The sequence below is a fragment of the Mycobacterium sp. E1214 genome, from assembly GCF_001666755.1.
In the GTDB taxonomy this organism is placed as follows: Bacteria; Actinomycetota; Actinomycetes; order Mycobacteriales; family Mycobacteriaceae; genus Mycobacterium.
In genome coordinates this window covers 54,445-72,014 of record NZ_LZJC01000020.1, presented here as the reverse complement: position 1 = coordinate 72,014, position 17,570 = coordinate 54,445, and the positions used below count along the sequence as shown (strand labels likewise).

Sequence of the window (17,570 nt, the reverse complement as noted above, 5' to 3'; positions counted from 1 at the left end):
GGGTGAACTCCCCGCAGAAGGTGTCGGTGCTCATCACCGTCACCGGCGTGGACCAGCCTGGCGTGACGTCGGCGCTCTTCGACGCGCTGTCCGGGCACGGAATCGAGCTCCTCAACGTCGAGCAGGTGGTCATCCGCGGTCGCCTGACGCTGGGGGTGCTGCTGTGCTGCCCGCCGGCCGTCGCCGAGAGCATCGTGCTCGGTGACGCCGTCGAGGACGCGATCCATGCGGTGGGGCTCGACGTCACCATCGAACGCAGCGACGACGTGCCGGTGATCCGGCAGCCGTCGACGCACACCATTTTCGTGCTGGGCCGCCCGATCGCCGCCGGCGCCTTCGGTGCGGTCGCCCGCGAGGTGGCGGCGCTGGGCGTGAACATCGACCTGATCCGCGGCGTCTCGGACTACCCGGTGACCGGCCTGGAGCTGCGGGTCTCGGTGCCGCCGGGCGCCGACGCGGCCCTGCGCACCGCGCTGAACACGGTGTCGTCCAACGAGGGCGTCGACGTGGCCGTCGAGGATTACAGCCTGGAGCGGCGGGCCAAGCGGCTCATCGTGTTCGACGTGGATTCGACCTTGGTGCAGGGCGAGGTCATCGAGATGCTCGCGGCGCGGGCCGGTGCCGAGGGACAGGTCGCGGCGATCACCGAGGCGGCCATGCGCGGCGAGCTGGACTTCGCGGAGTCGCTGCACCAGCGGGTGGCGACCCTGGCGGGACTGCCCGCCAGCGTGGTCGACGAGGTGGCCGAGCAGCTGGAGCTGATGCCCGGCGCCCGCACCACGCTGCGGACGTTGCGGCGCTTGGGTTTTCACTGCGGGGTGGTCTCCGGGGGCTTCCGCAAGATCATCGAGCCGCTGGCCGAGGAGCTGATGCTCGACTACGTCGCCGCCAACGAGCTGGAGATCGTCGACGGCGTCCTGACCGGCCGGGTGATCGGGCCCATCGTCGACCGGCCCGGAAAGGCCGCGGCGCTGCGGGAATTCGCGCAACAGGCCGGGGTGCCGATGGCGCAGACCGTGGCCGTCGGCGACGGCGCCAACGACATCGACATGCTGGCCGCCGCGGGGCTGGGGGTGGCGTTCAACGCCAAGCCCGCGCTGCGGGCGGTCGCCGACGCGTCGCTGAGCAGTCCGTACCTGGACACGGTGCTGTTCCTGCTGGGCGTGACGCGCGGTGAGATCGAGGCCGCCGACGCGGTCGACGGCGAGGTTCGCCGGGTGGAGATCCCGCTCGAGGAGTAGCGATCCCGGTACGGCACGATGGTCGGGTGCCCGAAAACGGAGCCGACCCGATCGACGAGCCGGCCGATCAGGACCTGCTGATAGACCTGCGCGGGGTGTCGCTGCGGCGCGGCGACAACGTCCTCGTCGGCCCCTTGGACTGGTCGGTCGAACTCGACGAACGCTGGGTCATCATCGGTCCCAACGGGGCCGGCAAAACCTCGTTGCTGCGCCTGGCCGCCGCTGCCGAACACCCGACCACCGGCGTCGCCTACGTCCTGGGGGAACGGCTGGGCCGCGTCGACGTCTCGGAGCTGCGCGCCCGGATCGGCCTCAGCTCGTCGTCCCTGGCGCAGCGCATACCCACCGACGAGGTGGTGCGCGACCTGGTGGTGTCGGCGGGTTACGCCGTGCTGGGCCGCTGGCGCGAGCGCTACGAGGAGGTCGACTACCGCCGGGCGGTCGACATGTTGGAAAGCCTTGGCGCCGAACACCTTGCCGACCGCACCTACGGCACCCTGTCCGAGGGCGAACGCAAGCGGGTGCTGATCGCGCGGGCGTTGATGACCGACCCGGAACTGCTGCTGCTCGATGAGCCCGCCGCCGGCCTGGACCTGGGCGGGCGCGAGGAGCTGGTGGCGCGGCTGGCGGACCTGGCGGCCGACCCCGACTCGCCCGCCCTGGTCCTGGTGACGCATCACGTCGAGGAGATCCCGCCGGGCTTCAGCCACTGCCTGCTGCTGTCGGAGGGGCAGGCGGTGGCGGCGGGGTTGCTGACCGACGTGCTCACCGCCGAGAACCTGTCCACCGCGTTCGGTCAAGCGATCGCGCTCGACGTCATCGACGGACGCTATTTCGCGAGGCGCGTCCGCACCCGCGCCGCTCACCGGAGGCATCTATGACCGCACCCGAGCCACCGCCGCTGGTCCCGCGGCCCGCCGCCACGGTGATGCTGGTCCGCGACGGTTTGGCGGGCCTGGATGTGTTCCTGATGCGGCGGCACTCGAAGATGGAGTTCGCCGCGGGAGTCATGGTCTTCCCCGGGGGCGGCGTCGACGACCGCGACCGCGACGCCGGCCTGAGCGGGCTGGGCGCGTGGGCCGGCCCGCCGCCGTCCTGGTGGGCGCAGCGCTTCGGCATCGAGCCCGACCTGGCCGAGGCGCTGGTGTGCGCGGCCGCCCGCGAGACCTTCGAGGAGTCCGGGGTGCTGTTCGCCGGGCCGGCCGGCCAGGCCGTTTCGGCCCCGAACAGCATCGTCGGCGACGCCTCGGTGTACCGGGAGGCTCGGCAGGCGCTGGCCGACGGGACGCTGTCGTTTGCCGACTTCCTGCGCCGCGAAAACCTGGAACTGCGGTCGGACCTGCTGCGCCCGTGGGCCAACTGGGTCACCCCCGAGGCCGAACGGACCCGCCGCTACGACACCTACTTTTTCGTCGCAGCCCTGCCCCAGGGGCAGCGCGCCGACGGGGAGAACACCGAGTCGGACCGGGCCGGCTGGGCGACCCCGCGCGCGGCGCTCGACGACTTCGAGGCCGGCCGCAGCTTCCTGTTGCCGCCGACGTGGACCCAGCTGGACTCGCTGGCCGGGCGGACCGTCGCCGAGGTGCTGGCCGTCGACCGCCAGATCGTGACCGTGCATCCGCACCTGGAAATCCAGGGCGACAACTGGGTGTTCGAGTTCTTCGACTCCGACCGCTACCACCGGGCACGGGAGTCGGGCGGCATGGGATGGCGCCATTGAGCATCCCCCCGCGCGAGTTCGTCAGCGTCGTGGTGAGCGACGGCTCGCAAGACGCCGGGCTGGCGATGCTGCTGGTGTCGCGGCCGCCGACCAACGCGCTGACCCGCCAGGTCTACCGGGAGTTGGTGTCGGCCGCCGACGAGCTGGGACGGCGCGACGACGTCGCCGCGGTCATCCTGTTCGGCGGGCACGAGATCTTCTCCGCCGGCGACGACATGCCCGAACTGCGGACGCTGACGGCCGACGAGGCCGCCACCGCGGCCCGGGTGCGCCAGGACGCGTTCGACGCCGTCGCCCGGATCCCGAAGCCGACGGTCGCGGCGATCACCGGCTACGCGCTGGGCGCCGGCCTGACGCTGGCGTTGGCCGCCGATTGGCGGGTCAGCGGGGACAACGTCAAGTTCGGGGTGACCGAGATCCTCGCCGGCCTGGTGCCGGGCGCCGGGGCGCTGGCCCGCCTGACGCGGGTGGCGGGGGAGAGCAAGGCCAAGGAGCTGGTGTTCAGCGGGCGGTTCTTCGACTCCGAGGAGGCGTTGCAGCTGGGCCTGATCGACGACATGGTGGCCCCGGACGACGTCTACGACGCCGCGGCCGCCTGGGCCCGGCGCTTCCTCGAGGGGCCGCGGCACGCCCTGGCCGCGGCCAAGGCCGGCATCAACGAGCTGTTCGACACCGAACCGGCCGAGCGGCTGGCCGCCGAGCGGCGCCGCTACGTCGAGCTGTTCGCCGCCGCCGAACACGGGGAGCCCGGCGGCGGTTAGGCTGCCCTGCATGACGACGAGTTCCACCGACGCCGTTCCGACGCCACACGCCACCGCCGAGCAGGTCGAAGCCGCCCGGCACGACACCAAGCTGGCGCAGGTCCTCTACCACGACTGGGAAGCCGAGACCTACGACGAGAAGTGGTCGATCTCCTACGACCAGCGCTGCGTCGACTACGCCCGGGGCCGGTTCGACGCCATCGTGCCCCCCGAGGTGCTGCGGGAGCTGCCCTACGATCGGGCTCTCGAATTGGGTTGTGGCACCGGGTTTTTCCTGCTGAACCTGATCCAGTCGGGTGTCGCCCGGCGGGGCTCGGTGACGGATCTGTCGCCCGGCATGGTCAAGGTCGCCACCCGCAACGGCCAGTCGCTGGGTCTCGACATCGACGGGCGGGTCGCCGACGCCGAGGGCATCCCGTACGAGGACAACACCTTCGACCTGGTCGTCGGGCACGCGGTGCTGCACCACATCCCCGACGTCGAGCTGTCGCTGCGTGAGGTGTTGCGGGTGCTGCGCCCGGGCGGCCGGTTCGTCTTCGCCGGCGAACCGACCAGCGCCGGCGACGTCTACGCCCGCGAGCTGTCCACCCTGACCTGGCGGGTCGCCACCAACGTCACTCGGCTGCCCGGCCTGCGCGGCTGGCGGCGGCCGCAGGCCGAGCTCGACGAATCCTCGCGCGCCGCGGCGCTGGAGGCGATCGTCGACCTGCACACCTTCACCCCGCAGGACCTGGAGCGGATGGCCGGCAACGCCGGCGCCGTCGAGGTCCGCACCGCCAGCGAGGAGTTCACCGCCGCGATGTTCGGCTGGCCGGTCCGCACCTTCGAGGCCTCGGTGCCGCCGGGACGGCTGGGCTGGGGCTGGGCGAAGTTCGCGTTCAACGGCTGGAAGGCGCTGAGCTGGGTGGACGCCAACGTGTGGCGGCGGGTTGTGCCTAAGGGCTGGTTCTACAACGTCATGGTCACCGGGGTGAAACCCGCCTGAGCACGCCGGGCGAGTCCGCGCGGTGACGACGCGGGCCGCGCAGCGGCGTGGGGAGGAGCCGGGCCATCGAATTCTCCCTCGACGACGTCGGCTACCTGCGGTCGGAGCCGGGCCTCGCGGCGTTGACGGCGGTGGCCGAATTGGCCCTCACCGACGCCACCCGGGTCGCCGACGTCGCGACGGCGCGGTCCCGCTTCGGTGACCGGGCGGCCGCATTGGTGCAGACCACGCTGCTGCGTCGGCGGGCCGCCGACAAGCTGGGCCGGCTCGGCGACGTCCAGACCTGGCTGTTTACCGACGAGGCGCTGCAGCAGGCCACCGCCGCGCCGGTGGCCTTGCACCGGGCCCGCCGGCTGGCGGCCACCGGCCGCCCGGTGCACGACGTGACGTGCTCGATCGGCACCGAGGTCGCCGCGCTGCGGGCGGCGGGCGTCCGCGCGGTGGGCAGCGACGTCGACGCGGTGCGCGTGGCGATGGCGGCCCACAACGTGGGCGTGGGCGCGGTCTTCTGCCGCGCCGACGCGCTGCGCCCGGTGACCCGCGATTCGGTCGTCGTCGCCGACCCCGCCCGTCGCGTCGGGGGGCGTCGCCGGTTCGATCCGGCCGACTACCGGCCCGGCCTGGCCCCGCTGTTCGACTGCTACCGCGGCCGTGACCTCGTCGTGAAGTGCGCTCCCGGAATCGATTTCGACGAGCTGCGCCGCCTCGGTTTCGAGGGCGAGGTCGAGGTGACGTCCTACGGCGGTTCAGTGCGCGAGGCGTGCGGCTGGTCGGGCGGGTTGGCCGAGCCGGGTGTCCGCCGCCGCGCGAGCGTGCTCGACCGCGGCGAGCAGCTGACCGACGCCGACCCCGACGACTGCCCGGCGCGCCCGGCCGGCCGGTGGATCGTCGACCCCGACGGCGCCGTGGTGCGGGCCGGGCTGGTGCGCCAGTACGCCGCGCGGCACGGGCTGTGGCAACTGGACCCCGACATCGCCTACCTGTCCGGGGACCGGCTGCCGCCCGGGGTGCGGGGTTTCGAGGTGCTCGAGCAGCTGCCGTTCGACGAGCGACGCCTGCGCCAGGCCCTCGCCGCGCGGGACTGCGGTGCCCTGGAGGTGCTGGTTCGCGGCGTGCGGCTGGACCCCGACGCGGTGCGGCGCCGGATGCGGTTACGCGGGCATCAGCCGCTGTCCGTTGTCGTCACCCGCATCGGCGCGGGGGCCGCGGGCCGCGCGACCGCGTTCGTCTGCCGGCCGTCCCGCTAGCGCCGGGTACGCTGGCGAAGCCCAATTCTGAGAGTCGCCACCCCGGCGCGTCTTGCGAGGACACCTTCGACACATGCGTTTCCTGAGAGCCGCTGCGCTGCTCGCACCGGTGATCCTGCTGGCCTGGCCGGCCGCCGCGGCACCGCCGCCGCCCCCGCCGGCAGCGCCGGCGTGCGCCGGCGGCACCGTCGAGGCCGGCCAGCTCTGCCACCTGCACGCCACCGGCCCCACCTACACCCTCAACATCGTGTTCCCGGCCGACTATCCCGACGAGCAGGCACTCATCGACTACGTCACCCAGAACCGGGACGGGTTCGTCAGCGTCGCGCAGAGCTCCGGGGGCCGTGATCAGCCCTATCAGCTCGAGGGCACCACCGAGCAGCACACCGCCGGTCAGCCCCCGCACAACACCCGCAGCGTGGTGCTCAAGTTCTTCCAGGACGTCGGCGGGTCCCACACGTCGATCTGGTGGAAGGCGTTCAACTACAACCTCGGCAGCAAGCAGCCGATCACCCTCGACACCCTGTTCGGGCCGGCCGGGCCGCCGCTGGACGCCATCTTCCCGCTCGTGCAGCGCGATCTGGAACGCCAAAGCCCGCTAGCGGCGGCCATTCTGCCGTCGACCGGGCTTGACCCGACGCACTATCAGAACTTCGCCATCACCGACGACCAGCTGATCTTCTACTTCGCGCCCGGTGAGATGCTGCCGGCGTTCGCGGGTCCCGTTCAGGCGCAGGTGGCGCGCAGCGCCCTCCCGCCGCTGGCCGTCTGAGGCTCAGACGGGTCCGGCCTGGAATTCCATCGCGACCGCGGCGACCGTCAGCACCACCTGGGCCAGGCACCCGACGATCGGGACGACGAACGCGCGCCGGCGCTTGGCCAGCAGGTAGCAGGCGGCGACGACGTCGACCAGGAGCAACACCCCGCCGCCCCAGGACTGCAGGGTCATGGCCCGGTTGAGCCACGCGGGATCGCCGCACTTCTGATAGCCGCACGGGTCGGTGACCATGACCAGCAGGCCCACCACCAACAGGCTGACCCCGTACAGGCAGGCGTGCAGGACCAGCAAGACCAGGGTCGCCGCGGTGCCGGCCGCCTTATGCCGCGGGGTGGGGTCGGCCGGGGACGCCGGCGCGGAGTCGTCTCGGGGCATCCAGAGAGTATGGCCGGGTCAGGCCGGGGCGAAACCGTAAACCTGGCCGTCGCTGGTAGCGGTCACGATGCGCCGGTCGGCGCCCACGGAGACGCCGAGGGGATAACCGGTCGCCGCCGGCAGCGGGTAGCTGTTCTGGGTGCGACCGGTGCCGGGGTCGAACACCAGCACCGACATCCCGGGCGCGCCGTTGGCCGACGGCCCGCTGGCCACCGTGTAGCCGACACCGGGGCCGGCGAGGCTCGACGACGACAGGGGAGTGACGTCGTCGCGGCGCCACGCCGGGTCGGCGTGATCACCGGCGTCCTTGACGGCCACCAGCCGGGTGTCGGGCCCGCCGCCGGCGACGATCAGGCCCTGCGGGCTGACGGTGGGCGGCGTCTGGGCCAGAAACCCCAGCGGCACCGACCATTTCACCTTGCCGTCCGCGGCGTGCAGCGCCCACAGCCGCTGGTCACGGCCGTTGACGTAGATGGTCGACCCGTCGGCCGACAGCACCGGGCTGGCGATGACACCGTCGGGCACCGCGTCGCTGGTCCATTCGCGGGACAGCAGCGGCGTCTGCCCGGGGTGATACTTCAGGCCCACCAGCCCGGCGGTCGGGGCGCCCGGCTGCCAGACACCGACCACCACCATCCCGGTGGCCGCGGAGAACGCGGGGGCCGCCGCCACCGGGCAGCCCTGGCGGGCGGGCGCGCAGTCGGCCAGGCCGCGGGTCGCGTCGGTGGGGTCGACGCCCTCCACCAGGTCGAGCGGGCTGCCGATGACGTCCCCGCGGTGGGCCTCGAAGACCAGCACCTGCCCGAGGTGGGTGGCGACCAGCAGCTGGCCGTGGCCGAGGAAGCGGGGCGTGGCGGGCATGCCGATCACCGGTTGGCGCCACCGGGTCCACTGCGTCACCGGGAACGACAGGAACGCCCCCGGCTGGCCCACATACAGGTTGTCGAAGCCGTCGAACAGGGGGCCGCCGACGCCGCCGCCCTGGAACAGCCGCACGCACCAGCGTTGCCGGCCGCGGTCGTCGTTCTCCCACTCCATCAGCGAGCAGCCCGCCGACGTCTGCGCGTTGAGCGCGACGTACCCGCGGCCGCTGAGCGCCGGGCCGGCCGCCAGGGTGCCCTTCACCGATCGGGTCCACTGCAGCGCCAGCTTGGCGGCGCCGCCGGTGGCGGTGTAGCTGCTGTTGGCGGCGTCGGCGTATTGGGCGGCCCAGCCGGCGGCCGGCGCCGCGTCGACCCACGAGTCGGTGTTGCCGCACGCGCCGACGACGGCCGCGAGCGTGGCCACGAGCAGTGCCGATGACGAACGCCGGAGCCCACTGACGACGTGTCGGGCAAGCACTTGGGTTCCCCAGATCCTTTCCGCGGACGTCGGCATGGGCGGCAATCGAGTACAGGTGAGGGTAACCCGTGGCGGTTCGCGCGCCGCTGATTGACCGCGTTAGGCTGTGCGGCCATGACGAGCATGTGGGGCGCCCCGATCCATCGCCGTTGGCGGGGATCGAACCTGCGGGACCCCCGCCAGGCCAAGTTCCTCACGCTGGCCTCGCTGCGGTGGGTGTTTGCCCACCGCGCGTACACCCCTTGGTATCTGGTGCGCTACTGGCGGCTGCTGAAGTTCAAGCTGGCCAACCCGCACATCATCACCCGCGGCATGGTGTTCCTCGGCAAGAACGTCGAGATCCACGCGACGCCGGAACTGGCGCAGCTCGAGATCGGCCGCTGGGTGCACATCGGCGACAAGAACACCATCCGCGCGCACGAGGGCTCGCTGCGGTTCGGCGACAAGGTGGTGCTGGGCCGCGACAACGTGATCAACGCCTACCTCGACATCGAGCTCGGCGACTCGGTGCTGATGGCCGACTGGTGCTACGTCTGCGATTTCGACCACCGGATGGACGACATCACGCTGCCGATCAAGGATCAGGGCATCGTCAAGTCCCCGGTCCGGATCGGCCCGGACACCTGGGTGGGCGTCAAGGTGACGGTGCTGCGCGGCACGTCCGTCGGGCGCGGCTGCGTGCTGGGCTCCCACGCGGTGGTCCGCGGCGTGGTTCCCGACTACTCCATCGCGGTCGGCGCCCCGGCCAAGGTGGTCAAGAACCGCCAGCTGGCCTGGGAGAGCTCCGCCGCGCAGCGCGCCGAGCTGGCGGCCGCGCTGGCCGACATCGAGCGCAAGAAGGCGGCGCGCTAGCTTTCCGGCGGTGACCCGCCGCGCCCGGCTTCGCCGCGCTTGCGATCACCGCTAGCTTTCCGGCGGTGACCCGCGGCGCCCGGCTTCGCCGCGCTTGCGATCACCGCTAGGCGGCGGGCTCCGGCTGGTCGTCGACCTTGAGGTTGAACTTCACGTCGCCGCCGACGATGTTGGTGACGACCACCTGCACCCCGTACTTGTTGACCCCGTCGATCAGCTCACACCGCAACGTCGCTCCCACGACGCCTTTCAGGTTGTCCGGGCAGGTCACGGCGTCGGGCGCCTTGCCGACCTTCTGGGACAGCTGGTCGCTGATCACGCGCGCGACCTGGTTCTTGTCGACGGTCTCGACCATGTTGAATTTGACGTCGCTGCCGTCGACGCTGGTGACGGTGACGTTGACGTTGAAGGGCTGGTTCTGGACCTTCATGTCGCAGTTGATCTGGGCGCCGACCGTCGCCGGCAGGTCCTCCGGGCAGCTCACCGACTCCGGCTTGTTACCCGCGGCGTCGGTCATCTTGGCGGTGATCTGGCTGGCGACGTCACCCTTGCTGACCGCGTGTGACGACTTTGAACCGACCGAGCACGAACATGCGCCGACACCGGCCAGCAGGCCGGCCGCGGCGCCCGAGATGAACAGGGTCCTGGCGAGCGAGCGTGTCATGAGCGCCTCCCGAACGGCTGAGTAACTGTGAGCTGGCTGATAATTGCATGCCAGTTCGCTGGCCGGGAAGCGATTGGGCGAAGATTCACCCAAGCCGCGCCGTCCCAGCACCACGCGTCCCATCAGCACCGTTGGCCCACTCGGTGCGATCGCTCAGAGGTTCTGGTAGCGGCGCAGCGCCTCGGCGCGCTCGGTGCCGTGGTCGACGATCGGGTCGGGGTAGCCCTGTGGGCGTTGCCCCTTGCGCAGGTGCGCGTCGTCGGCGTCGCGCAGTTCGGGCACCCAGCGCCGAATGTAGCTGCCGTCGGGATCGAACTTCTCGCCCTGCGTGACCGGGTTGAAGATGCGGAAGTAGGGCGCCGCGTCGGTGCCCGACCCGGCGCACCACTGCCACCCGTGCTGGTTGTTGGCCATGTCGCCGTCCACCAGCTGAGCGAGAAACCACTCCGCGCCCCACTGCCACGGCAGGTGCAGGTCCTTGACGAGGAAGGACGCGACGATCATCCGCACCCGGTTGTGCATGAACCCCGAGTCGCGGAGCTGGCGCATCCCGGCGTCGACGAAGGGAAACCCGGTCTCGCCGGCCTTCCACGCCTCGAAGCGGCGGGTGGCGTCCGCGCCGCTGTCGGTCTGGATGCCGTCGAACTGGCTGTTCCAGTTGTTCCAGACGCTGGCGGGCCAATGGTGCAGCACGTCGGCGTAGAAGTCGCGAAACGCCAACTCCCGCAAATACGCCTGCGCACCGGCGCCCCGCAGGTTGAGGTCGGCCGCCAGGGTGCGGGGGTGGACGGAGCCGAATTTCAGGTGCGCCGACATCCGGCTGGTGCCGTGCAGGTCGGGGCGGTTGCGCTCCTCGGCGTAGTTCTTCAATCCGTTGTCCACGAACAACTTCCACGCTCGGTGCGCGGCCGTCTCGCCCACCGCGATGTCGAGGTCGGCGCCGGGGTCCGGAATGTCGCAGCGGCTGACGCTGGACTGCGCGGGGTCCAGCCAGCGCGCCGACTTCGGTCCCGACTTTGCCGGTTTCGGCCAGCCGATCTCGCGCCACTGCCGCAGGAACGGCGTGAACACCTGATACGGCGTGTCGTCCTTCTTCGTGACGCGGCCGGGGCAGACCAGGTACGGCGACCCCGTTGCGACCAGCGGCACCGAGCCGAGTGCCGCGCGGACCCGTTGGTCGCGGCGCATCCCGTACGGCGCAAAGTCCTCAGTGACGTGTACCGACGCCGCACCGACGTCCTCGGCGAGGGCGGGGATCAGCTTCTCGGGCCGGCCCCGCGCCACCAGCAGCCGCCCGTCGAGGTCGTCGCGCAGCTGCCGCAGCGCGTTGCCCAGGTACTGCAACCGGCGCGGACCCGACGACGCCTCCAGCCGCGGGTCCAGCACGAAGCAGGCCAACACGTCGCCATCCGCCTCGGCGGCGGCGATCAGGGCCGGATGGTCGCGCAGCCGCAGATCGCGGCGAAACCACAACAGCGTCGGCATCTTTGGGTCCCCCTTCAGCGGTTGAGCCACCAGATGTGGGTCGACAGGACGGTCGCGAAGGCGCACCACAGGGGGTACGGTGTCAGCGCGGCGGCTGCGGCCTCGTCGGCCTGCGCGGCTCGTCGGGTGAGGTCGGCGCTGCTCGCGGTCAGTACCACGGCGCCCAGGGCCGCGGCGCCGAGTTTGTGATAGCGGAAGAACACCCAGGTCCACCCGGCGTTGAGGGCCAGGTTGACGCCGAGGGCCGCGGCGTAGCGGTTGGCCTGATCGTGCTGTCCCGCCGCGCGCAACCGGTCGAGAGCCACCGCGGAGGTGGCCGCGATGTCGGTGTACAGCGCGGTCCAGACGACGGGAAAGGCTGCCCCGGGGGGCTGATAGGGCGGCTTGCGCAGCCGCGCATACCAGCCGGTCATGCCCTTGGCGCTGGCGACGCTGCCGATGCCCGCGGCGGCGGCCACCGCCGCACCGGTCGCCGCCACTGTTGACACCTTCACGATGCGCTCCAATCTGTCTGTCCTGCCGTGGTTTTGGCTTTGGTTGGGCGGGCGGGCCACCAGATCCGGTCACCGATGAGCGCGAACAGCGCGGGGATCACCAGGGTGCGCACCACGAACGTGTCGAGCAGGATGCCGAGGCCCACGATGATGCCCAGCTGGGTCATCACGATCAGCGGCAGCACGCCGAGCACGCAGAACACGGCGGCCAACACGATGCCCGCGCTGGTGATCACGCCGCCGGTGGCCGACACGGCCTGCACCATGGGTTCGTTCGATCCGAGGGCAGCTTCCTCGCGCGCCCGGGTCACCAGGAAGATCGTGTAGTCCACGCCGAGGGCGGCCAGGAACAGGAACGCGAACAGCGGGGTGCTGTCGTCCAGCGCGGGAAACCCGAAGACGTGCAGGCTGGTCCAGCCGCCCACCCCTAGCGCGGCCAGTGCGCCGAGGATGGTGGCGGCCAGCAGAGTGGGCGGCGCCACCACCGAGCGCAGCAGCGCGAAGAGGACCACCAGGATCACCGCCAGGATCGCCGGGATCAGCAGCCGCCGGTCCCGCGCGGCGGCATCGCGGATGTCCAGTGCGCGCGCGTCGGCACCACCGACCAAGGCATCGGGCCCGGCCGAATGACGAAGCGCCGCAACGGTAGTGAACGCCGCCGCCGATGCCGGCGGCGCATCGGTCACCACCGACCACTTCGTCAGCCCGGACGGCGAATCCGCCGCAGCGCTCACCGACACCACCCCGGGGGTGGCGCCGATGGCTTGGCGCACCCGCGCGGCCCGATCGGTGGGCCCGACGACGAGCGTGGGGTTGGTCAAGCCCGGCGGGAAGTGGGCGGCCACGACCTGATAGCCGGCCACCGAATCCGCCCGGACCCGGAACTGCTCGGTCTGTGACAAGCCGATCCGGGTGCCCCACAGCCCACCGGCGAGGGCGGCCAGGGTCGCGATGGACGCCGCGGCCACCAGGCCCGGACGGCGCGCCACCCCGTCCCCGACGCGGTGCCAGCCGCCACCGACGCCCGCGTCGGCGCCGCAGTGCGGGATGAAGGGCCAGAACAGTCGGCGCCCGCATACGGCCAGCAGCGGCGGCAACACCACCAGCACGGCCACCGCGGCGATCACCAGCCCGCAGGCGCCCGACGCACCCAGGCTGCGCGTGCTGGGCGTGTCCGCGCAGAGCAGCGTGAGCAGGGCCAGCACGACGGTGGCGTTGCTGGCAACGATTGCCGGCCCGGCCCGGCGCACGGCGCGGCGCAGGGCGACGCGATGCTCGGGCTGGGCGCGCAGTTCCTGGCGGTAGCGCGAGATCAGCAGCAGCGCATAGTTGGTTCCCGCGCCGAACACCAGGACGCTGGTGATGCCCGACGTCGCCCCGTCGAAGGCGAGGCCGGTCACCGACGCTAGGCCGGTGCCCACCGCGGCGGCGACCCGATCGGCGAAGCCGATCACCAGCAACGGCGCCAGCCACAGCACCGGCGAACGGTAGGTCGCGACCAGCAGCAGCGCCACCACGGACGCCGTCACCACCAGCAGGGTGACATTGGCGCCGGCGAACGCATTGGCGATGTCGGCGCCGAACGCGGGGCCGCCGGTGACGTGCACGCGCAGTTCGGGGGGCGCCCCCGCGGTCGCGGCGGCACGCACCGCGATCACGGCGTCGGACAGCGCCAACCCCGACAGATCGCCCCCCAGCGGCACCACGCCGAGGGCCGCGGTGCCGTCACCGGACACCACCGGCGGGGCGGCACCCGACTCGGCGTGACCCGCCGCGGCGGCACTCGCCCGGTCGGACGCGGCCCGCGCGGCGGCGACGTCGGACGGCGTGAGCGCGGCGCCGTCGGCCCGGCTGACTACCACGATCAACGGCACGCGGTCGGCGCCGGGAAACCGGGCCGCCAGCGCATCCGCCCGCGCCGACTGCGACGCGGGGGGCAGGGGCATCGGCGCCTGCCCGGCCGCCGGATTTGCACCGATGAGCACCATGACGGCGATACCCACCGCGACGGTCGCCAACCCGAAAACCACCCCTTGCCGGCGCGTCACCGCGGCGGCCACGCGTTCCCAGACCACCCATCGAGCATTTCAGTTTGTTAATCATTAATCAACTGAAATGATGGTGAGGAACGATCCGGTCGACGCGCGCATGCGTGGAGGGGCGCGGAAGGGGGCACTATGGTCAGTATGCAAGCGAGGCGGCGGGGGTTCGCCGGCCCGGGAGGTGCGCTGTGACGGCCGACCGGGGCACGATGACGACCCGTAAGCGGCGGCACATCGACGTGTGCCTGACCGAGCGGGTCGAATACGACGGCGTCAGCACCGGGTTGGACGCCTACGCCCTGCCGTACAACGCCCTGACGCAGACCTGCCTGGGCGATATCGACTTGTCCGCCAAATTCTTCGGGGCCAACCTGCGGGCACCGGTGTTGATCGGGGCGATGACCGGCGGCGCGGAGTTGTCCGCGACGATCAACCGCAATCTGGCCGCGGCGGCACAGGAATTGGGCGTCGGCATGATGCTGGGCTCCCAGCGCATCATGCTCGACAGCGCGCTGGGCGAGCGGGCCGCGGACAGCTTCACCGTGCGGGACGTGGCTCCGGATGTCCTGCTGTTCGGCAACATCGGCCTGGCGCAGTTGCGCCAGGGCGCGGTGCCGGATCTGGAGAAGGCCCTCGACCGGGTGGGCGCCGACGCGCTTGCGGTGCACACCAATCCGTTGCAGGAAGCCATCCAGCACAACGGTGACACCGACTTCTCCGGATCGCTGGGCAGGCTGCGGGAGGTAGCCGGCGCACTGAACTATCCGGTGTTGCTCAAGGAGGTCGGCCACGGCATCGGCGGCGCCGCCGCCGCGGAACTCGTTGCGGTGCAAGGGGAGTTGCCGGTGGCCGGCATCGACGTCGCCGGGGCCGGTGGCACCTCGTGGTCGCGGGTGGAGCAGTTCGTGCGCTACGGGGAACTGCGGCACCCGCACCTGGCCGACTGGGGCGTGCCGACCGCGCGCGCCATCGTGGAGGTGCGCGAGGTACTGCCCGACGTGCCGCTGGTGGCCTCGGGCGGCATCCGTACCGGCATGGACGCGGCTAAGGCGATCGCGCTGGGCGCCGACGTCGTCGCGGTGGCCCGCCCGCTGCTGCCAGCCGCCATCGAATCCGCTGCGTCAGTTGTGGATTGGCTTCAACCGTTCATCGACGAGCTGCGCGTCTGCCTGCACGGCTGCGGGGCCGCCACGCTCGCCGAACTGCGCGACGTCCGCGTCCGCCCCACCGCTTAACCTCTCGTGGCTGCCATCTTGGCGTACGGCTCACCGGCCCTCGGGCACCTGCTGCCGGTCGGGGCGCTGCTGCAAGAGCTGGTGCGCCGCGGCCACGAGGTGCACGCGCGCACCATGGCGGACGGCGTCGCGACGATGCGGGCCGCCGGTGTGTACGCCGAACCCGTCGACCCCGCCATCGAGGCGATCACCGGGCGCGACTGGCAGGCGCGAAACGCGTTGGGCGTGTTGAAGTCAACGATCGACGTGCTGTGCGCGCGGGCGGCGCTGGAGGTGGCCGACCTGAGGCGGGCGGTGGAGGCGGTGCGGCCCGACGCGGTCATCGTGGACGCGAACTGCTGGGGGGCGCTGTCGGCGGCCGAGGCCGGTGACACGCCGTGGCTGCTCTTCTCGCCGTTCACGCCCTACCTGCGCTCGCGCGGGGTGCCGCCGTTCGGTCCGGGGTTCCGACCCCTGCGGGGCCTCGTGGGCGCGTTCCGCGACGCCTCGGTGCGCCCGATTGTCCGGCACCTGTTCGACCGGCCGGTGTTGCCGTCGATCAACGAGATTCGCGCCGGCCTGGGGGTGGCGCCGGTCGCGTCGGTGGACGCCCTGATGCGCCGGGCGCCGCTGGTGTTGGCCGTCGGCGGTGAGCCCTTCGAATACTCGCATCCGGGATGGGGAAACCTGGTGCAGCACATCGGCGCCTGCGCGTTCGAGCCCCGCCCGGCGCCGACGCCGGACTGGCTGGCCGCGATCGACCGCCCGGTGGTGCTGGTCAACACCTCGTCGCTACGGCAGTGCGACGAGGCGTTGGGCCGGGTCGCGTTGCAGGCCCTGGCCGACGAGGACGTGCACGTCGTGGCCACGTTTCCGGCGGGCGTGCCCGCGGGGCTGCCCCGACCCGCGAACGCCACCGTGCGCCGCTTCGTGCCGCACGGCGCGGTGCTGGACCGGGCCTGTTGCGCCGTCACGCACGGCGGCATGGGGACGACGGTGAAAGCCCTCGACCGCGGCGTGCCGGTCTGCGTGGTGCCCTTCGCCCGGGACCAGGCCGAGGTGGCCCGCCGCGTCGAGATTGCCGGGTGCGGCACCCGGCTACCGGCCAAAAAGCTGACGCCCGAGCGACTACGGACCAGCGTGCGCGCGGCGATGACGATGGGCGATGGCGCACGCCGGGTCGCCGCCGGCTTCGCCGCCACCGGCGGCGTGGCGCGCGGGGCAGACCTCGTCGAACGAATGGCGCTGGCGGGCCGGCCCGTTCGTTAGCGTGACGGGCGTCACCGAGCCGCGCGGCGCCGCCCTTTCGCCGCGGGACCGGTCGCGGCGGCGGCCTTGGTGTCGGCCCGGGGTTCAGCCTTGGTGTCGACGCCCTTGTCCGGCGCCTCGGGTGCCGGCGCGGCGAGTTCGGCCTCGAACGTCGCCATGGCCGCCATCATCGCGGTGAAAACACGGTGCGCCGCAGCAAGATCCCGGTCCGGCAGATCCGCGAGGGCGGCGTGCAGATGCGCGCCGAGCGGAGCAAAGAAGCTGCGAGCCAGGGTCATCCCCGGGTGCTCGTAGCGCAGCAGCGTCTTTCGCCTGTCCTCGGGATCGGGTTCGCGACGAATGTGGCCGGCCTCCATCATGCGGTCCACCAGGTAGGTGATGGCGGCGGGCGAGACGTCCATGCGGCGACGCAGCTGGGCGGCCGTCAGGGGCGTGCCGGCGGTCTCGGCGACCATGATGTGCAGCAGGGCGTGGAAGTCGGTGCCGCCGACATTGTTCTGCCGGGCGAAGTGTCGGCCGATGTGGTCGGACTGGGCCGTCATCATCCGCAAATCGGCCGACATCAATTTCTCGAGTTCGGCTCGATCCAGTCGCTGGTTGACAGCGCCGCGCTTGGTCACTTACCCGCATCCTTCGTGGCAGAGACGCCGGTCAGGGTTGTCGGCGACGCTGGTCCCGGCGGTTTCGTCCGGTCGGTGGCCCCTCAGCCTACGGCAACCGCGGCGAATGCTCGCGAAGGCGGCGCGGCGGCCGCCGTCGCGGGTCAGGATTTGGACGGGTCGTGGCCCCAATTCATCAGCGAATAGCGCCACGGGCTCTCGTCGATGTCGCCGTGCGGCCGCTGCGCCAGGTGCCGTCTGGCGTACCCGACCACCTTGCGCATGTGCGCGTAGTCGTCGTCGGTGAGATCGGCGCGCTTGGCCTGCAGGATGTCGACGATGCGGCGGCCGCTGGCGTGTCCCGTCGACTCGTCGCCGCCCTTCTTCTGTCCCACGCTGCGGGACTCGTCGCTCGTCAACCACTTCTGCAGCTCGCGCGCGGTCATGTTGACAGTGTCGTGGAACTCGCGCCAGGTGGTGTCGTCGTCGGCGGCCATCGCTGA

At 71.9% G+C, this 17,570-nt stretch carries 18 protein-coding genes and 1 pseudogene; 11 read left to right on the top strand and 8 right to left on the bottom strand.

Annotated elements, in window-relative coordinates; all coding sequences use genetic code 11:
* Nucleotides 1–2 precede the first annotated feature (2 nt).
* From serB to A5700_RS02255, 7 genes are all read left to right on the top strand, one after another.
* On the top strand, nt 3–1,241 hold the full coding sequence (gene serB, locus A5700_RS02285) for a phosphoserine phosphatase SerB (RefSeq protein WP_068069429.1): 1,239 nt from the start codon (nt 3–5) through the stop codon (nt 1,239–1,241).
* A gap of 2 nt (nt 1,242–1,243) precedes the next feature.
* The gene (locus tag A5700_RS02280) at nt 1,244–2,122 is read left to right on the top strand and encodes an ABC transporter ATP-binding protein (RefSeq protein ID WP_156671040.1); all 879 of its coding nucleotides are present in this window, start codon (nt 1,244–1,246) and stop codon (nt 2,120–2,122) included.
* A complete protein-coding gene (locus A5700_RS02275; protein WP_068069432.1) occupies nt 2,119–2,961 on the top strand; it encodes an NUDIX hydrolase in 843 nt (280 codons plus the stop codon). The genes A5700_RS02280 and A5700_RS02275 overlap by 4 nt, the downstream gene beginning before the upstream one ends.
* 65 nt (nt 2,962–3,026) lie before the next feature.
* Nucleotides 3,027–3,722: an enoyl-CoA hydratase gene (locus tag A5700_RS02270; RefSeq protein ID WP_369828206.1), complete on the top strand. Its 696-nt coding sequence runs from the start codon at nt 3,027–3,029 to the stop codon at nt 3,720–3,722.
* 10 nt (nt 3,723–3,732) lie between these two features.
* Nucleotides 3,733–4,707: a class I SAM-dependent methyltransferase gene (locus A5700_RS02265; RefSeq protein ID WP_068069435.1), complete on the top strand. Its 975-nt coding sequence runs from the start codon at nt 3,733–3,735 to the stop codon at nt 4,705–4,707.
* Nucleotides 4,708–4,754: 47 nt separating this feature from the next.
* Entirely contained in the window at nt 4,755–5,954 is a 1,200-nt protein-coding gene (locus A5700_RS02260; RefSeq protein ID WP_231973769.1) for a class I SAM-dependent methyltransferase, read from the top strand.
* A gap of 73 nt (nt 5,955–6,027) precedes the next feature.
* Nucleotides 6,028–6,726 carry an esterase gene (locus tag A5700_RS02255; RefSeq protein ID WP_068069436.1) on the top strand — a complete coding sequence of 233 codons (699 nt, stop codon included), beginning with the start codon at nt 6,028–6,030 and terminating at the stop codon, nt 6,724–6,726.
* A gap of 3 nt (nt 6,727–6,729) precedes the next feature.
* On the opposite strand, the gene A5700_RS02250 is transcribed toward A5700_RS02255, so the two are convergent.
* Together A5700_RS02250 and A5700_RS02245 are read right to left on the bottom strand one after the other, a co-directional pair.
* The gene (locus tag A5700_RS02250) at nt 6,730–7,107 is read right to left on the bottom strand and encodes a hypothetical protein (protein WP_068069438.1); all 378 of its coding nucleotides are present in this window, start codon (nt 7,105–7,107) and stop codon (nt 6,730–6,732) included.
* Between the two features lie 18 nt (nt 7,108–7,125).
* Entirely contained in the window at nt 7,126–8,484 is a 1,359-nt protein-coding gene (locus tag A5700_RS02245; RefSeq protein WP_082960454.1) for a PQQ-binding-like beta-propeller repeat protein, read from the bottom strand.
* A gap of 78 nt (nt 8,485–8,562) precedes the next feature.
* On the opposite strand from A5700_RS02245, the gene A5700_RS02240 reads away from it, so the two are divergent.
* Together A5700_RS02240 and A5700_RS27340 are read left to right on the top strand one after the other, a co-directional pair.
* On the top strand, nt 8,563–9,300 hold the full coding sequence (locus A5700_RS02240) for an acyltransferase (protein ID WP_068069443.1): 738 nt from the start codon (nt 8,563–8,565) through the stop codon (nt 9,298–9,300).
* Nucleotides 9,301–9,306: 6 nt separating this feature from the next.
* Nucleotides 9,307–9,478, top strand: a pseudogene (locus tag A5700_RS27340) (gamma-glutamyl-gamma-aminobutyrate hydrolase family protein); the annotation flags it as partial.
* Here A5700_RS27340 and A5700_RS02235 read toward each other — a convergent pair.
* The 4 genes from A5700_RS02235 to A5700_RS02220 form a co-directional block, all read right to left on the bottom strand.
* Nucleotides 9,407–9,964 carry a DUF4333 domain-containing protein gene (locus A5700_RS02235; RefSeq protein ID WP_068069446.1) on the bottom strand — a complete coding sequence of 186 codons (558 nt, stop codon included), beginning with the start codon at nt 9,962–9,964 and terminating at the stop codon, nt 9,407–9,409. The pseudogene A5700_RS27340 and the gene A5700_RS02235 sit on opposite strands and share 72 nt — an antisense overlap.
* 153 nt (nt 9,965–10,117) lie before the next feature.
* Nucleotides 10,118–11,449, bottom strand: a complete 1,332-nt coding sequence (locus A5700_RS02230) for a deoxyribodipyrimidine photo-lyase (RefSeq protein ID WP_068069486.1) — start codon at nt 11,447–11,449, stop codon at nt 10,118–10,120.
* A 14-nt stretch (nt 11,450–11,463) separates the two neighbouring features.
* Complete coding sequence (locus A5700_RS02225; protein ID WP_068069487.1) at nt 11,464–11,943, bottom strand: TspO/MBR family protein; 480 nt, start codon at nt 11,941–11,943, stop codon at nt 11,464–11,466.
* Nucleotides 11,940–14,018, bottom strand: a complete 2,079-nt coding sequence (locus A5700_RS02220; protein ID WP_068069448.1) for an MMPL family transporter — start codon at nt 14,016–14,018, stop codon at nt 11,940–11,942. The genes A5700_RS02225 and A5700_RS02220 overlap by 4 nt, the downstream gene beginning before the upstream one ends.
* A gap of 176 nt (nt 14,019–14,194) precedes the next feature.
* Here A5700_RS02220 and fni point away from each other — a divergent pair, with 176 nt between their 5' ends.
* Together fni and A5700_RS02210 are read left to right on the top strand one after the other, a co-directional pair.
* Nucleotides 14,195–15,220, top strand: coding sequence for a type 2 isopentenyl-diphosphate Delta-isomerase (gene fni, locus A5700_RS02215; protein ID WP_156671044.1), 1,026 nt, complete (start codon nt 14,195–14,197; stop codon nt 15,218–15,220).
* Nucleotides 15,221–15,226: 6 nt separating this feature from the next.
* Nucleotides 15,227–16,468 (top strand): glycosyltransferase, encoded by a 1,242-nt coding sequence (locus A5700_RS02210; RefSeq protein ID WP_068069450.1) that lies wholly within the window; start codon nt 15,227–15,229, stop codon nt 16,466–16,468.
* Nucleotides 16,469–16,479: 11 nt separating this feature from the next.
* Here A5700_RS02210 and A5700_RS02205 read toward each other — a convergent pair whose 3' ends face one another.
* Both A5700_RS02205 and A5700_RS02200 read right to left on the bottom strand, forming a co-directional pair.
* Entirely contained in the window at nt 16,480–17,088 is a 609-nt protein-coding gene (locus tag A5700_RS02205) for a MarR family winged helix-turn-helix transcriptional regulator (RefSeq protein ID WP_068069451.1), read from the bottom strand.
* 143 nt (nt 17,089–17,231) lie between these two features.
* Nucleotides 17,232–17,564, bottom strand: coding sequence for a DUF3140 domain-containing protein (locus A5700_RS02200; protein WP_068069452.1), 333 nt, complete (start codon nt 17,562–17,564; stop codon nt 17,232–17,234).
* Between the last annotated feature and the right edge of the window lie 6 nt (nt 17,565–17,570).